This window comes from Pseudoalteromonas sp. S554 (assembly GCF_005930865.1).
Taxonomy (GTDB): domain Bacteria; phylum Pseudomonadota; class Gammaproteobacteria; order Enterobacterales; family Alteromonadaceae; genus Pseudoalteromonas; species Pseudoalteromonas marina.
Genome location: NZ_PNDV01000050.1, coordinates 14,826 through 28,455 on the forward strand (window position 1 = coordinate 14,826; position 13,630 = coordinate 28,455).

Genomic DNA, 13,630 nt, shown 5'->3' on the forward strand with positions numbered 1-13,630 from the left:
ATGAAAAGAATAATTATATTATCGGCTGTCTTTTTAATTAGTTTTATTGTGTTTTGTATTATTAAATTACCCGCTGCTATCGCGCTTGATTTAGCAAAACCTCATTTTCCTAAGCAGTTAGAAGTAGGGCAGGCGGTAGGCACTGTATGGCAAGGCCAATTAATGCAAGTTCGTTTTGATGGCGAGCAGTTAAACAATGTGCGCTGGGATATCGCCGGTTGGGCATTATTTACTGGCAATTTAAATACTAATATAAAGTTTGGAAATGCTCGCGAACGCACCGATATATCGGGATATGCAACCGTCAGTTATGGATTGTTTAATCATACTTTAAAAGTAACAGATGGTTTAGTTCGCTCAACGGTAGAGCGAGCTATGCAACGAGTTCAGTTACCATTACCTGTTACAGCAAAGGGGCGTGTAATACTTGAGCTAGATGAATACACCTCTGGTGCTCCTTACTGTGAATCATTAATCGGTGAAATAGCGAGCCCAAATATCGACGTGCAAGGCTTAAATGGTTGGTTTAATATAGGGCCTCTGGCTGGCAAGTTAAGCTGTAAGTCGGGCGATGTGGCAATATTAATCGACCCTGATAACACCCTCGGGCTTGAAGCCGATGCCACTCTTAAAGCTAACTTTGACTTTAGCGTAGCAGGGTATGTAAAACCAGATACTAGCTTACCAAAAGATGTTCACGATGCGGTTAAGTTTTTAGGCCGACCAGATAGCCAAGGTCGTTACCCGCTCAATTTTTAGGGTATCCGGAATTTCTGGTTGATAAAATGCCAAAGATGTAAAGAAGAAAATCTTTCTCAGCGGATTATCTGATTGATCCTCTTCAGCCTACTCTACTGCCAATTTTCTGTTTCCACCTTCGCCTGAGTCTTCATAGCGATGCTGACTAGGGAGGACAGCGAGAGCTGGGCAAGCGTCAAAGCGGTTCTGGTTCATGCGCAATCCGAACACCTGCACAACATTCCTCTTGTAAGAAACCGATCAAATTCTCTAGGTGCCCATACTCGGATATACAGACAATCGTGCGGCTATGTTTCTCCTGCCGGATCAGCCCTACCTTGGCCATGCGCGCAAGGTGATGTGATAGCGTCGAAGCAGGAATACCCAGCCCCTTCTGGATATCTCCGACCGAAGCCCCATCATGGCCAGCTTTGACCAGAAAGCGGAACACGGACAGTCGGTGACTATTCCCTAGCTCAGCTAAGCTGGCTGCAACCTTTTCGTGATCCATAGCACGCCCCAATAATTCGATGTTTCTAGAATTATAGTTGACAGGTCGGATAAACGCAAGTAGGCTGCGTACATCATTTCGATAAAACTAGAAATATAGGAGTAATATTGAATGTCACCTCAACTCCAAGACGCTCTAGGCATGTTCGCCTTTCTCGCTATCGAGCTATCGGTTTTATTCATTGGCATTAGCTTGCTGGTCGGAGTTCTTCAACGTCACATCCCACCATCCAAGGTGGAAGCGTTACTGACTTCCAGTGGGAAGCGAGGCTATTTTCTTGCTGCTGGTTTAGGAGCTATAACGCCCTTCTGTAGTTGCTCGACTATCCCCATGTTGAAAGGGTTGATTCGGGCACGGGCCGGTTTTGGGCCGATGATGGTGTTTCTTTTCTCATCTCCGTTGCTGAATCCTATCGTCGTCGGCCTGCTGGTTGCCACGTTTGGATGGACACTTACTGCTATCTATGTGCTCGCCGCTTTGGTGGTCGCGGTAGGTGCCGGATGGCTGCTTCACACGCTTGGCTTCGAGCGTTATGTGCGCCGGACGGCGACACAAGAGAGCAGTGGATGTAGTTCATCAGCAAGCCCGTGCAGTGCTACATCGACCGCATCGAGTTGCGGCACCAACAGCTGCGACACCACTCCGAAGACGGCTTCTTGCGGGGCTGATAGGAAGACAACAGTCTCTACGTCTAGCGAATGCTGTGACAGTCAACCCACTGTCACGGTTAAGAAAGAAGGGAAGTACAGTGGTGTGTGGCGGGAAGCTTGGTCGGACTTTATCGATGTGTTGCCTTACCTGCTCATCGGTATTGCGATTGGCAGCGTGGTCTATGGTTTCATGCCCACTGACTTATTGGAGCAGTATGCAGGCCCAGATAATCCCTTTGCCATTCCAGTTGCCGCTGTCATCGGCGTGCCGTTGTATATTCGCGCTGAAGCCGTCATACCTCTGGCAGCGGCTCTGATGGCCAAAGGCGTGGGTGCCGGGACGGTGCTAGCGTTGATCATCGGCAGTGCCGGAGCCAGCCTGACTGAGCTCATTCTGTTGCGCTCTTTGTTCACGCTGAAGCTTTTAGCGGCGTTTTTAGCAGTCATTTTTGCTATGGCGATGATTGCCGGTTACGCCACCTACCTGTTTTTCTGATCAAGGCGGGAGATGATTAATTCGTTAAGCCTTCCTGGGTACCAGTTGGTGGATTCTGATGAGCAGAATGAAGACATACATTTTCGGCTTGAAGCACCTACACCAGTAGCCTGCGAGGGGTGCGGCGTGCAGGGTGAGTTCGTACGGTTCGGCAAGCGTGACGTTCCCTATCGTGATCTGCCCATCCACGGCAAGCGGGTCACTCTCTGGGTGGTCCGCCGCCGATACACCTGCCGGGCCTGCAAGACAACATTCAGGCCCCAGCTACCAGAGATGGTGGACGGATTCCGTATGACACTGCGGCTGCATGAGTACGTGGAGAAGGAATCCTTCAACCACCCCTACACCTTTGTGGCGGCACAGACCGGCCTGGACGAGAAGACGGTGCGCGACATCTTCAACGCCCGCGCCGAGTTCCTGGGGCGCTGGCACCGCTTCGAGACGCCCCGCATCCTGGGCATTGACGAGCTATACCTGAACAAGCGCTACCGCTGCATTCTGACCAACATTGAGGAGCGAACCCTGCTCGACCTGCTGGCCACCCGCCGCCAGGACGTGGTGACCAACTACCTGATGAAGCTGAAAGACCGGCAGAAGGTCGAGATCGTCAGCATGGACATGTGGAACCCCTACCGGGCAGCGGTCAAGGCTGTGCTGCCCCAGGCCCGTATCGTGGTCGATAAGTTCCATGTGGTGCGCATGGCCAACGATGCCCTAGAGAGAGTGCGCAAGGGCCTCAGAAAGGAGCTGAAACCGTCCCAGAGCCGGACTCTCAAGGGAGACCGGAAAATCCTGCTGAAACGCGCTCACGAAGTCTCAGACCGGGAGCGCCTCATCATGGAGACCTGGACAGGCGCGTTCCCGCAACTGCTGGCCGCCTACGAGCACAAGGAGCGCTTCTACGGCATCTGGGACGCCACCACACGGCTCCAGGCAGAAGCCGCCCTGGACGAGTGGATAGCCACCATCCCGAAGGGCCAAAAGGAAGTCTGGAGCGATCTGGTCAGGGCAGTGGGAAACTGGCGCGAAGAGACCATGACCTACTTCGAGACGGACATGCCCGTCACCAACGCTTACACGGAGTCCATCAACCGACTGGCCAAGGACAAGAACCGTGAAGGGCGCGGTTACTCCTTCGAGGTGATGCGGGCACGAATGCTCTACACCACGAAGCACAAGAAGAAGGCACCGACTGCGAAGGTCTCTCCTTTCTACAAGAAAACCATCGGTTACGGACTGCCGGACTTCGCAGAGGAACTCAACTACGGAGTCGATCTATCAACCATCTGATAATGGTATCAGGTTGGTGGGGTAAAGGTGCCCCATCAACCATTAAATCCGTATACCCAATTTTTAATGTTTTGATATAAAGAGTTTTAATGCAACTACCGCAATTCACTGAGCTGCATGCTAAGCAGCTCAGCACATTTCTAAATACCCAACCTCAAGCCATGACCTTTGAACAAAGCCAAGGTTATTTGTTTGGCGTTATATGTTCACCCGACCCTCTTGATGTGCACGAATGGGTTGATGTGATACTCAATAATTCAGCAAACGAATTAGATGAAGAAACGCTATTTTTATTTATGGCGTTTTACCATCAAATAAGTGAACAGGTTTTTGAAGTAGGTTATAAACTGCCACCACAGTACGACAGTGCATTTTGCTCGCAGTGGAGCCAAGGCTTTTTAACAGCAAGTAATGCTTACACGCAAAAGCTATTAGCAGCAACGAAGTTAGATGCACAGTACAAAGAGGCCTTAGAAACCGCACAAGCAACCCTCAGCTTTTTTGCATTAGATACACAGCTTATCTCTCAAATAGCATCACAAAATTCAATGAATACATTGCAGTTGTGTGAGCAACAATATGACCTTATGGGGGATTTTGCACTTGGTTTTGCAGAGCTAGTAGAAATAGTGGCGCTCAATAGTGGTTTGTATAACGATGATGGCTGGGACGAGTAGTTAGCGTTAAACTTTTTAATAATGGCGCTTTAATTAATATCAAGCGCCAAGATCTAAAATAATATCTGTGCAGCCTTGCTTGCACTTCACCACGCCTTTTCCCACTTCGCTGGTGGCTAAATCGAGTGTGAGTACCGTATTACATTTTTCGCATTTTAGCGTTTTACCTTGTGCTAACTGTTTAAGCATATTACGTTGCTTGTGAAACGAATCACTGGTTTTTTTGTTTAAATTAGAAAAGTCCATTATTTAGCCCGTTTTTGCTCGAGTGATTCAGACACTATTTTACACACTTTATTTAAGCGTTCAGCGTAGAAGTATAGGTTTAAGTCGCGTTCACGACAGTAGCGCAAATTAAATAGCTGAACTGCGTCATCAGTGGTGAATGTTTTTTCTACGTATTCTTTTTCTGAGCTTGAAAGTGTTAGCTCATGACTAATTCTGTTTTTTGCTAAATTAGCAGCAGGGCTTCTATTTACTTTACTTGCATCACTTAAAAAGCCAATACCTTCGCCTAATAGCTTTTCGCGTGGTTCTTTTACAAGTGGATGATCAATGGTAAAAAACGCAAGGATCACAATTATCAAAATAATAAACTTCTTCATGGATACGTAAACCTTGATCTAAATAGGGTTGAATTATCAAGCAGTGTAATAAACTGCCTTTTAAAAGCAAGTAACTGAGATGAATAAATTAGTTGTAATCTATACCAGTAATTTTAGCCAATATTGATATAATAACTGACAAAAGTTAGATATTTCTGAAATATCTGAAAGTATTTAATTTATGATTCATTAAACAAGTCTTACTTAGCAAGTTACTTGCTACACTATGAGTATAGAGCATTTGATTAGTGCTCAGCTTTTATTTTCCAAGCGGTGTTGAGGAACTTCGATGGACAAACAGATTAAAGTAAAAAACATTCCTGTTGAGGTAAAAATTCAAAAGCCGGATTTAAGCCGTCAAGATGATAGATTTAACCCCCGTAACCGCATTTATGTGAGAGCCGTAAAAGGTCTTCACCAATTACTAAGACAGCGCATTGGTTTTTTAGGCATGCTCGTATTTATGGTTTTGCCATGGATAAACTTTAACGGCCAGCAAGCCGTGCTATTTGATTTAATAGCACAAAAATACAATATTTTTGGTCTAACTTTATGGCCTCAAGACTTCACCATACTGGCGTTTATATTCATGCTGGCGGCTTTTGCGCTGTTTTTGGTAACTACATTTTATGGACGAGTCTGGTGCGGATATACTTGTCCTCAAACGGTCTGGACCTTCATTTTTATCTGGTTTGAAGAAAAACTTGAAGGGACAGCAAATCAACGTAAAAAGCTCGATCAACGGCCTATGGACTTTGACAAGTTCTGGCGAAAAACAGCTAAGCATTCCAGCTGGGTGTTGTTTTCTTTGTATACTTCTATTTCGTTTGTTGGTTACTTCACACCGATAAGAGAGCTACTCCCTGATTTTATAACCTTTAATGTTGGCGGTTATGCACTAGTGAGCATTTTAGTATTTGCTGTGTGTACATATGGCAACGCAGGCTGGATGCGTGAAATTATGTGTTTGCATATCTGTCCCTACTCACGTTTTCAGTCGGCAATGTTTGACAAAGATACCTACACAGTAACCTATGATGAAAGCCGAGGTGAAAGCCGGGGCCCTCGCTCACGTAAGGTTGCCCACGCTGATTTAGAAATAGGTGACTGTATTGACTGTAACCTATGTGTACAAGTCTGCCCAACAGGCATTGATATAAGAAACGGTTTGCAGGCTGAGTGTATAAATTGTGGTGCGTGTATTGATGCGTGTGACGGCGTAATGGATAAAATGGAGTACCCGCGAGGGTTAATTTCGTATACCACAGAACGTAATCTTGAGACGCCAGAAAATAAAACCAATCCTCTACGAGCCAAAATTATTGGGTATACGGTCATACTAGTGTTGCTAACAGGCGCGCTTGTTGCAAATATTGCACTGCGTAAACCAATGGACTTTGATATTATTCGTGATCGAAATCAGCTATATCGTGTCGACTTTAATGGCTTGGTTGAAAACACATATACCTTAAAGGTCATCAATAAGGCGCAATATGAGCAAACCTTTAACATTAAAGTGGCGGGGCTAGAAAACTTTAAATACATAGGTAAACAAGTATTTACTGTTCAAGCAGGTCAATCGCATAATGTGCCATTATCACTCGTTATGGACCCTTATGACTTAAAAGCGCCTATAACAGAGTTTAATTTTGTATTGTCGCCAGTTAATGAACCGGATGAAACAATTTCGCAATCGAGCAACTTTTTTAGAGCGCGATAGCCGTACTTTCTAATTCGGTAAATATAGCAATAACAAAAGCGGGTTCAACCCGCTTTTCATTTATATAAGAAGAGCATGAGCAAATTTAGCTTTATAGATTTAACCCCAGATTTAATACTTGATGCGATAGAAACCATAGGTATTTATCCCGAGTCTGGGTTACTAGCGCTTAACAGTTATGAAAATAGAGTTTATCAATTTAAAGCCGAAGACGGTCTGCGTTACGTAGTAAAGTTTTATCGTCCCGAGCGTTGGAGTAAAGCACAAATTCAAGAGGAGCACGATTTTGCTTTTGAGCTTGCTGACGCTGAAGTACCCGTTGTAGCCCCTGTTTTACATAATGGACAAAGCTTGTTTGAACACCAGGGCTATATGTTTGTGGTATTCCCAAGTGTGGGTGGGCGGTTATTTGAAGTAGATAATTTAGATCAGCTTGATGTTATGGGACGTTTAATTGGTCGAATGCACCAAGTAGCTAAAACCAAACCCTTTACTTACAGACCAACAATAAGCTGTGAAGAATACTTGCATACAGCTAAAGTTCATCTTCAAAAAAGTAACTTGGTGCCAATGGGATTAAGCACTGCTTTTTATACTATTTTAGATTTGGTAATTGAGCAGACACAAAAGCAGTATCAAGATACAAATAGTATTCGCTTACATGGCGATTGCCATGCAGGCAATATATTATGGGCTGGCGATGCGCTAATGTTCGTGGATTTAGACGATAGTCGTCAAGGGCCTGCTATTCAAGATCTATGGATGATGCTCAGTGGCGACAGACCAACGCAACTGTTACAGTTAGACACTTTGGTGGGAGCGTATGAAGAATTTTGTGATTTTGACCACGCTCAACTCAAATTAATTGAACCGCTGCGAGCAATGCGTATTATTCACTACATGGGATGGGTGGCAAAAAGGTGGAGCGATCCAGCTTTTGTGCGGAACTTTTCATGGTTTGCTGATGACAAATACTGGGAGCAACAAATTTTAGCGCTTAAAGAACAACTTGCTGCACTGCAAGAACCGCCGTTAAAGTTATTGCCGTAAATTATTTTTTAATGACGAGTACAACGAGACACTAATGCTTAAAAAACTAAAACTGAGCCTACTTCTTTTATGTTTACCATTTGCAGCCTTTGCTGCACAGTTTGAGGCAAATAACCAATACACGATTATTAAAACTGAAAAAAGCACAACACCCCAGGTAACAGAGTTCTTTTCATTTTATTGTCCGCACTGTTTTAAATTTGAACCAGTGGCTAAAGCAATTGAAAAAAAACTGCCTGAAGGCACTGATTTTGTTAAAAGTCACGTCAACTTTTTAGGTGGTGTATCTCCACAGGCACAAAGTAATTTAAGCTTTGCTTACTTAATCGCAAAACAACAAGGGCAAGCACAAAATATAGCTGACCAAATTTTTAGAAGTATCCATATTCAAGGTGCGCCTTTAACAGAAGTTAAAGACCTTAAAAAGCTATTGGAAGTAAATGGAATAGATAGCGACACATTTGACCAAGCGATTGCAAGCATGCCTATTATTGCCGAAGAGCAAGCAATGCAAGATAAGCAAAACAAATATTCAAAGTTAGGTGCGTTAACTGGTGTACCTACTTTTATTGTTAACGATAAATACAAAATCAATATTAACACCATAAAAAACCAACAAGAACTTGATGAGTTAATTGCGTTTTTATTAGCATTATAAATTTTGGAGCATAAGAATGATTAAACTACTTAAAGCAGGGTTACTTGCATTAGTATTACCGATGGCAGCAACAAGCTTTGCGGCGGACTACCAAGAAGGCGTCCATTACGATGTTATTGCTGAACGTGCCACTAAAAAGCCAGAAGTAAAAGAGTTTTTCTCTTTTTACTGCCCGGCGTGTAATAACTACGAGTCACTGATCAGCGAATTTAAGCCTAAACTAGATAAAAATGTTAAGTTTAAAAAGAGTCACGTTGACTTTGTGGGTGTTCGTAATCCAGAAAACCAACAAATGATGAGCCAAGCACTTGCAACTGCTGAAGTACTTCCTCAAAAAGAGAAACTTATCGCAGCTATTTTTAATCATATTCACACTAAGCGCGCTAAATTTAACGAATTAGCTGACGTGAAAGATGTGTTTGTTGCGCAAGGTGTTGATGGCGATAAGTTTGATAAGTTATTTAAAAGCTTTTCGGTTCGTACATTAAGTTCTAAGATGAAACGTGATCAAGAATACTTTAAAGAAAAAGGTGCTCTTCGTGGTGTACCCACATTTATCGTAAACGGTAAGTATAAATTAAACTTAGGCCGTGAATCGGGTGTTACAGCTCCTGAAGATATCAGTAAATTAATTAATTACTTAGCTAACAAGTAAGTTTAGCTAAAAGCAAAAAAGCTCCTTAAGGAGCTTTTTTGCTTTATAAGGATGTAGCAATGAAAAAAATATTAGTATCGAGTTGCTTGCTAGGGCAGCCTGTTCGTTATGATGGGAAAGGACAAACATTACAGCATCCACAATTACGGGTATGGCAAAGTAATAAGAAAATAATATCCTTTTGTCCTGAAGTGGCTGGTGGGCTATCTACTCCTAGAGCTCCTGCTGAAATAATACAGGGGAAAGTAATTACTAATTCAGGAGAAGATGTAACAGAGCAATTTCAAACTGGGGCTAATATAGCGCTAGAACTTTGTAAAAAAATAAAGTTCGTTTTGCTTTACTTAAAGAATCGAGCCCTTCTTGCGGACGAAATACAATATATGATGGAAAGCATCGCGGAATAAAAATCGAAGGTCTAGGTTTAACTGCAGCATTATTAATAAAGAATGGAGTTCAAGTATTTAGTGAAGAGCAAATACCAGCACTTATAAAAGCACTGGCACTTTAATTTTGGTTGGTTATTTACGCTGTAAGAAAACACCCGACTCTATGTGATGTGTATAAGGGAACTGATCAAATATCGCAAAGCGCTTAACGTTATGCGAACGCGTTAAATGATCTAAATCGCGTTCCAGTGTGTCAGGATTACACGATATATAAATTATGTTTTCGTAATTAGCCACTAAATCACAGGTTAACTCATCCATACCAGCGCGTGGCGGGTCGACTAATATGGTTTGGCAGTCATAGCTTTTAAGGTCAATACCGTCTAAACGAGAAAAAGTACGTTCGCCATTCATTGCTTGAGTAAACTCTTCGCTCGACATACGAATAATATCTAGGTTGTCTACATTGTTTTTGGCAATATTATATTGAGCAGAGTGAACAGACGATTTAGATATTTCAGTTGCGAGTACTTTATTAAAAGATCCCGCTAGCGCAATAGAAAAGTTACCATTACCGCAGTAAAGCTCCAGTAAATCATTTTTAAGTGGTTTACATAAATCTTGTGCCCACTCAAGCATACTTATATTTACTTTTGCATTAGGTTGCGTAAAGCTATTTTCTACTTGTTGGTAAATTAGTTCTTGGCCATTTACAGTTAATTGCTCTGTTACAAAGTCATCACCTAGCACTTCTTTCTGCTTACGTGCTCGGCCAATAAAATCTATTTTATATTTTTCACTCAGTTTTGCCTTTAGTGACTTAATTTCACGTAGCCATTCATCATCAAGCGGCTTGTGATAAAGCAAGCTCACTAAAATTTCACCACTGAGTGTAGACAGGTAATCTATTTGAAATAGCTTCCGGCGTAAAACCTCGCATGGTTTAAGGTTTTCAATCATCACCTGCATGATTTCACCAACAAGCGGTGCCGCAGGGTCAAACGTATCAACGCGTATTTTTTCTTTAGTTTGCTGATCAAACATTATATGAAACAGATCGTCTCCATCATGCCATACTCTAAATTCGGCACGTTGGCGGTAGTTAATTGGCTCCGAGCTAAATACTTCTAGCTGCTCCACACCAAAACGTTGAAACTGTGAAGTTATACGCTGTTCTTTTTCACTTAACTGCGCTTGGTACTGTGTGGTATCTATTTTAATAACTGCCATTCGCGTTACTACCTTATCTAAGATCTGTTTATCGGCGCTATTGTAGGGAGCGGTTCGCATTTGTCTAGTTTTGGCTAGAATAAATGATGTTTTTTTGCACGGTTTACTTTAGTTTTTTATGCCCTGGCCGATAACAAACTACGCATGCTCAGGAGACGATTCATGAAAATAGGCAATTATGGCTTTGTACCAAGCCAGAACATAAACAAATTCAACAACAAAGCTGATGTACAACAACCTACCATCGCGTCTCCGCAAGACAGCTATCAGCAACGAGGTAAAGAATTAGCTGCTAAAGTTTTAGGTGATAAAATGGCAGAGCAGCTTGGTTTGCCTGTTCAAGAAAAAAAAGCAGATAAGCCCCTTTTTGATTTTGAAGCAATAGTTAAAAATGTACTCGACTTTGTCACCGGCGCCGTTAATAAAGCAAAAGCTGATGGTGCCGATGACGATAAATTAAAAGGTATGCTAAGTGATGCCCGTAAGGGGGTGCAAATAGGTATTGATGACGCTGTTGATGAGTTAAAAGAATCCGGCGTTCTGAACGATGAAACCCAAGAGGGAATCAACAAATCAAAAGAAGGTATTTTTGATGGCCTTGATAAGTTTGAAGATAACTTGTTCAACCCAATGCCCGCTAGTGTGGGGGTAACTCAAGCACAATACACAAGTTTAAGTAATAATGCTCAGTACAGTTTCACAACCGCAGAAGGTGATGAAGTAACGATAAGTTTTGCCGATGCGTTTAAATCTCAGTCTGCTAGTAGCTATCAGCGTGCTGAGGGAGGGGAGGCATTCGTAAGTGAATCATCACAATCGAGAGAGCTTTCATTTTCAATATCAGTTAACGGCGACCTTAATGATAAAGAGCAAGAAGCAATTAATGAGTTAATGGAAAACCTACAAAACGTAAGCAAGACCTTTTTTAGCGGCGATTTAGAGCAGGCATTTGAAGAGGCGCAAGAGCTTAGTTTAGGCAATGAACAACTTGTCGCATTTTCAATGGATTTACGCCAAACCAAAACAGTTGCTGCAATAAAGGGTTACGAAGAAAATAAACCGGCTCCAGAAAAAGTAATTGCAGATAAAGTAGCGCCTTTTAATGATGACCTCCGAGAGGCATTTTCTAAAGCAACCGAGCTAGGTATTCAAAATCAATTATCAGGTATTATGCAGTGGCTTAATGAAGATCAAAGTGAGATCGATAAACTGGTTGATTACACAAAAGCTATGTTTGAAAACCTTAATAAGATAAATAGCGCGACAAAGCAAACAGCAGAGGAAGTTTAACCTCAACATTAAACTACTTTCTTTTGCAAAAATCACATGGCAAACTGCCGTTCTAATCTAATAATAGGAACGGTAGTTTGTCAGCGCATATAATGGTTTTTGATTCAGGGATTGGTGGCACAACAGTACTTGATCATATAAAGCAACGTATCCCGAATGCTCAATATAGCTATTTTATGGATAATGCTTTCTTACCTTATGGAGCTCAAACACAACAAACAATTATTAATCGTTTGTGTTCGCTCATTCATTTCATTAAGTCAAACAAGCTAAACGTCGATTTAATTGTAATAGCATGCAACACGGCATCCACATCGGCATTAAGTGCTGTACGCAAAATTACAGATATACCCATAGTTGGTGTTGTACCAGCAATCAAGCCCGCCGCAGAATTAACATGTTTAAATCACATTGCTTTACTGGCAACACCTGCCACAATAGCGAGCTCATATACAAAAAAGTTAATAGCGCAGCACGCTAGTAATGTAACTGTTAACTTATATAGCAGTGTTGAGTTGGTAAACGTTGCTGAATTACTTTTCTTTAATGGCTATTTAGATACAAATAAATTACATGCTGTACTTGAAGGTTTGAATATTGAAAAGCAAACAGATGTGATTGTATTGGGGTGTACTCACTTTCCAATACTTACAAAGCAGATTAGTGAGCACTTTAAAAATAGCATTCAGCTGGTGGATTCTGGTGCAGCAATAGCAAATAGGGTTATTTATCTATTAACTGAGTCAGGTTTATTAGCACAAAATATACCTGGCATAAAAAAGCCATTGCAATACTATGCAACGGCTAATGTGATCAGCGATAAACTTGCGGTTAAGCTAGTTAAACTGATTGATCCGCCTGAGCTCGAAGCGTATTAGAATCATCTTCTTGTTTTTGTTTTGCTTCACGAACTTTTAAAGTACGTTGTTGGAACTCACTATCGTTCAAGTTAGCAATAGCATTGTCTGCATCAGCTTGCGCCATTTCAACAAAACCAAAGCCACGACGTTTGCCTGTATTTTTATCCTTTAATAGGCGAACGTTGAATACTTTACCTTGCTCTTCAAACAAAGCACGAACAACACCTTCGTTTGCACGGTAAGGAAGGTTACCAACGTAAAGTGTTTTAGTTTTTACTTCGGCCTCTTCTAAAACGTCAGAAGACATAGCAGCAATAACTAGCCCACCTATTAATAAGCCAACAGCAAATACAATTGCAGGGTCAAGTTCTAAGCTTCCAAGGGCGAACTTAACAATAACAAAACCAACTACAGCAATAACAACAGAAAAGATAAAAGATTTTTGATCGGGTAATTTCATTTTAGATCTACCAATAAACAGGAAATAAACATTAATTTAACATTGTGAACTTGCTATCTTAACGTCTTAAACGAACTTAGCAATGATATTTATATGAAATTATAAAAAGCAGTGTAAAAAAACATCAATTTAAGCGTGTTTTAACATGGTTTTTTGTGGTTTTGTTCTAATTTTGTTCGAACAGTAAAAAGATCTAAAAAAAGGGTTGATCTGTTTTCGGATCTCCCTATAATGCGACCCCACTGAGACGGGAAACGCCGAAGCATAGCAAAGTGTTAGCGGCTCAGAGAGTTAAGTAAAACTTCGGTTTTAAATTATCATAAGAAAGTTTAAAACAAAGTATTGACTCGA

At 41.8% G+C, this 13,630-nt stretch carries 15 protein-coding genes and 1 pseudogene; 11 read left to right on the forward strand and 5 right to left on the reverse strand.

Annotated elements, in window-relative coordinates; all coding sequences use genetic code 11:
- Nucleotides 1-759, forward strand: a complete 759-nt coding sequence (locus CWB65_RS12115) for a type II secretion system protein N (RefSeq protein WP_138740670.1) — start codon at nt 1-3, stop codon at nt 757-759.
- 175 nt (nt 760-934) lie between these two features.
- Here the strand turns inward: CWB65_RS12115 and CWB65_RS12120 are convergent, their stop codons facing one another.
- A complete protein-coding gene (locus CWB65_RS12120) occupies nt 935-1,249 on the reverse strand; it encodes an ArsR/SmtB family transcription factor (protein WP_008294929.1) in 315 nt (104 codons plus the stop codon).
- A 111-nt stretch (nt 1,250-1,360) separates the two neighbouring features.
- On the opposite strand from CWB65_RS12120, the gene CWB65_RS12125 reads away from it, so the two are divergent.
- The 3 genes from CWB65_RS12125 (at nt 1,361) to CWB65_RS12140 (ending at nt 4,362) form a co-directional block, all read left to right on the forward strand.
- The gene (locus tag CWB65_RS12125; RefSeq protein WP_024602395.1) at nt 1,361-2,395 is read left to right on the forward strand and encodes a permease; all 1,035 of its coding nucleotides are present in this window, start codon (nt 1,361-1,363) and stop codon (nt 2,393-2,395) included.
- Between the two features lie 12 nt (nt 2,396-2,407).
- Nucleotides 2,408-3,685, forward strand: coding sequence for an ISL3 family transposase (locus CWB65_RS12130; protein WP_000610830.1), 1,278 nt, complete (start codon nt 2,408-2,410; stop codon nt 3,683-3,685).
- Nucleotides 3,686-3,774: 89 nt separating this feature from the next.
- Entirely contained in the window at nt 3,775-4,362 is a 588-nt protein-coding gene (locus CWB65_RS12140; protein WP_006794642.1) for a UPF0149 family protein, read from the forward strand.
- A gap of 39 nt (nt 4,363-4,401) precedes the next feature.
- Here CWB65_RS12140 and CWB65_RS12145 read toward each other — a convergent pair whose 3' ends face one another.
- Together CWB65_RS12145 and CWB65_RS12150 are read right to left on the reverse strand one after the other, a co-directional pair.
- Nucleotides 4,402-4,608, reverse strand: coding sequence for a hypothetical protein (locus tag CWB65_RS12145; RefSeq protein ID WP_006794643.1), 207 nt, complete (start codon nt 4,606-4,608; stop codon nt 4,402-4,404).
- Nucleotides 4,608-4,967 (reverse strand): hypothetical protein, encoded by a 360-nt coding sequence (locus CWB65_RS12150; protein WP_008129647.1) that lies wholly within the window; start codon nt 4,965-4,967, stop codon nt 4,608-4,610. Before CWB65_RS12150 ends, CWB65_RS12145 begins: the two co-directional genes overlap by 1 nt.
- A 289-nt stretch (nt 4,968-5,256) precedes the next feature.
- Here CWB65_RS12150 and ccoG point away from each other — a divergent pair, with 289 nt between their 5' ends.
- The 5 genes and pseudogenes from ccoG to CWB65_RS12175 all read left to right on the forward strand — a co-directional run bounded on the left by ccoG (nt 5,257) and on the right by CWB65_RS12175 (nt 9,561).
- Entirely contained in the window at nt 5,257-6,687 is a 1,431-nt protein-coding gene (gene ccoG, locus CWB65_RS12155) for a cytochrome c oxidase accessory protein CcoG (protein WP_138740671.1), read from the forward strand.
- Between the two features lie 75 nt (nt 6,688-6,762).
- Nucleotides 6,763-7,737 (forward strand): serine/threonine protein kinase, encoded by a 975-nt coding sequence (locus CWB65_RS12160; protein WP_006794646.1) that lies wholly within the window; start codon nt 6,763-6,765, stop codon nt 7,735-7,737.
- A gap of 34 nt (nt 7,738-7,771) precedes the next feature.
- A complete protein-coding gene (locus tag CWB65_RS12165; protein ID WP_010558136.1) occupies nt 7,772-8,395 on the forward strand; it encodes a thiol:disulfide interchange protein DsbA/DsbL in 624 nt (207 codons plus the stop codon).
- Between the two features lie 16 nt (nt 8,396-8,411).
- Entirely contained in the window at nt 8,412-9,050 is a 639-nt protein-coding gene (locus CWB65_RS12170) for a thiol:disulfide interchange protein DsbA/DsbL (protein WP_006794648.1), read from the forward strand.
- Nucleotides 9,051-9,109: 59 nt separating this feature from the next.
- A pseudogene (locus CWB65_RS12175) lies at nt 9,110-9,561 on the forward strand (2-thiouracil desulfurase family protein).
- Nucleotides 9,562-9,571: 10 nt separating this feature from the next.
- Here the strand turns inward: CWB65_RS12175 and trmA are convergent.
- On the reverse strand, nt 9,572-10,669 hold the full coding sequence (gene trmA / locus CWB65_RS12180) for a tRNA (uridine(54)-C5)-methyltransferase TrmA (RefSeq protein ID WP_006794650.1): 1,098 nt from the start codon (nt 10,667-10,669) through the stop codon (nt 9,572-9,574).
- 162 nt (nt 10,670-10,831) lie between these two features.
- Between trmA and CWB65_RS12185 the strand changes: the two genes are divergently transcribed.
- Complete coding sequence (locus CWB65_RS12185; RefSeq protein WP_138740672.1) at nt 10,832-11,959, forward strand: DUF5610 domain-containing protein; 1,128 nt, start codon at nt 10,832-10,834, stop codon at nt 11,957-11,959.
- A 77-nt stretch (nt 11,960-12,036) separates the two neighbouring features.
- Nucleotides 12,037-12,837 carry a glutamate racemase gene (gene murI, locus CWB65_RS12190; protein ID WP_138740673.1) on the forward strand — a complete coding sequence of 267 codons (801 nt, stop codon included), beginning with the start codon at nt 12,037-12,039 and terminating at the stop codon, nt 12,835-12,837.
- Here the strand turns inward: murI and CWB65_RS12195 are convergent.
- Complete coding sequence (locus tag CWB65_RS12195) at nt 12,800-13,279, reverse strand: RNA recognition motif domain-containing protein (protein WP_010558141.1); 480 nt, start codon at nt 13,277-13,279, stop codon at nt 12,800-12,802. The genes murI and CWB65_RS12195 overlap by 38 nt on opposite strands.
- Nucleotides 13,280-13,630 lie beyond the last annotated feature (351 nt).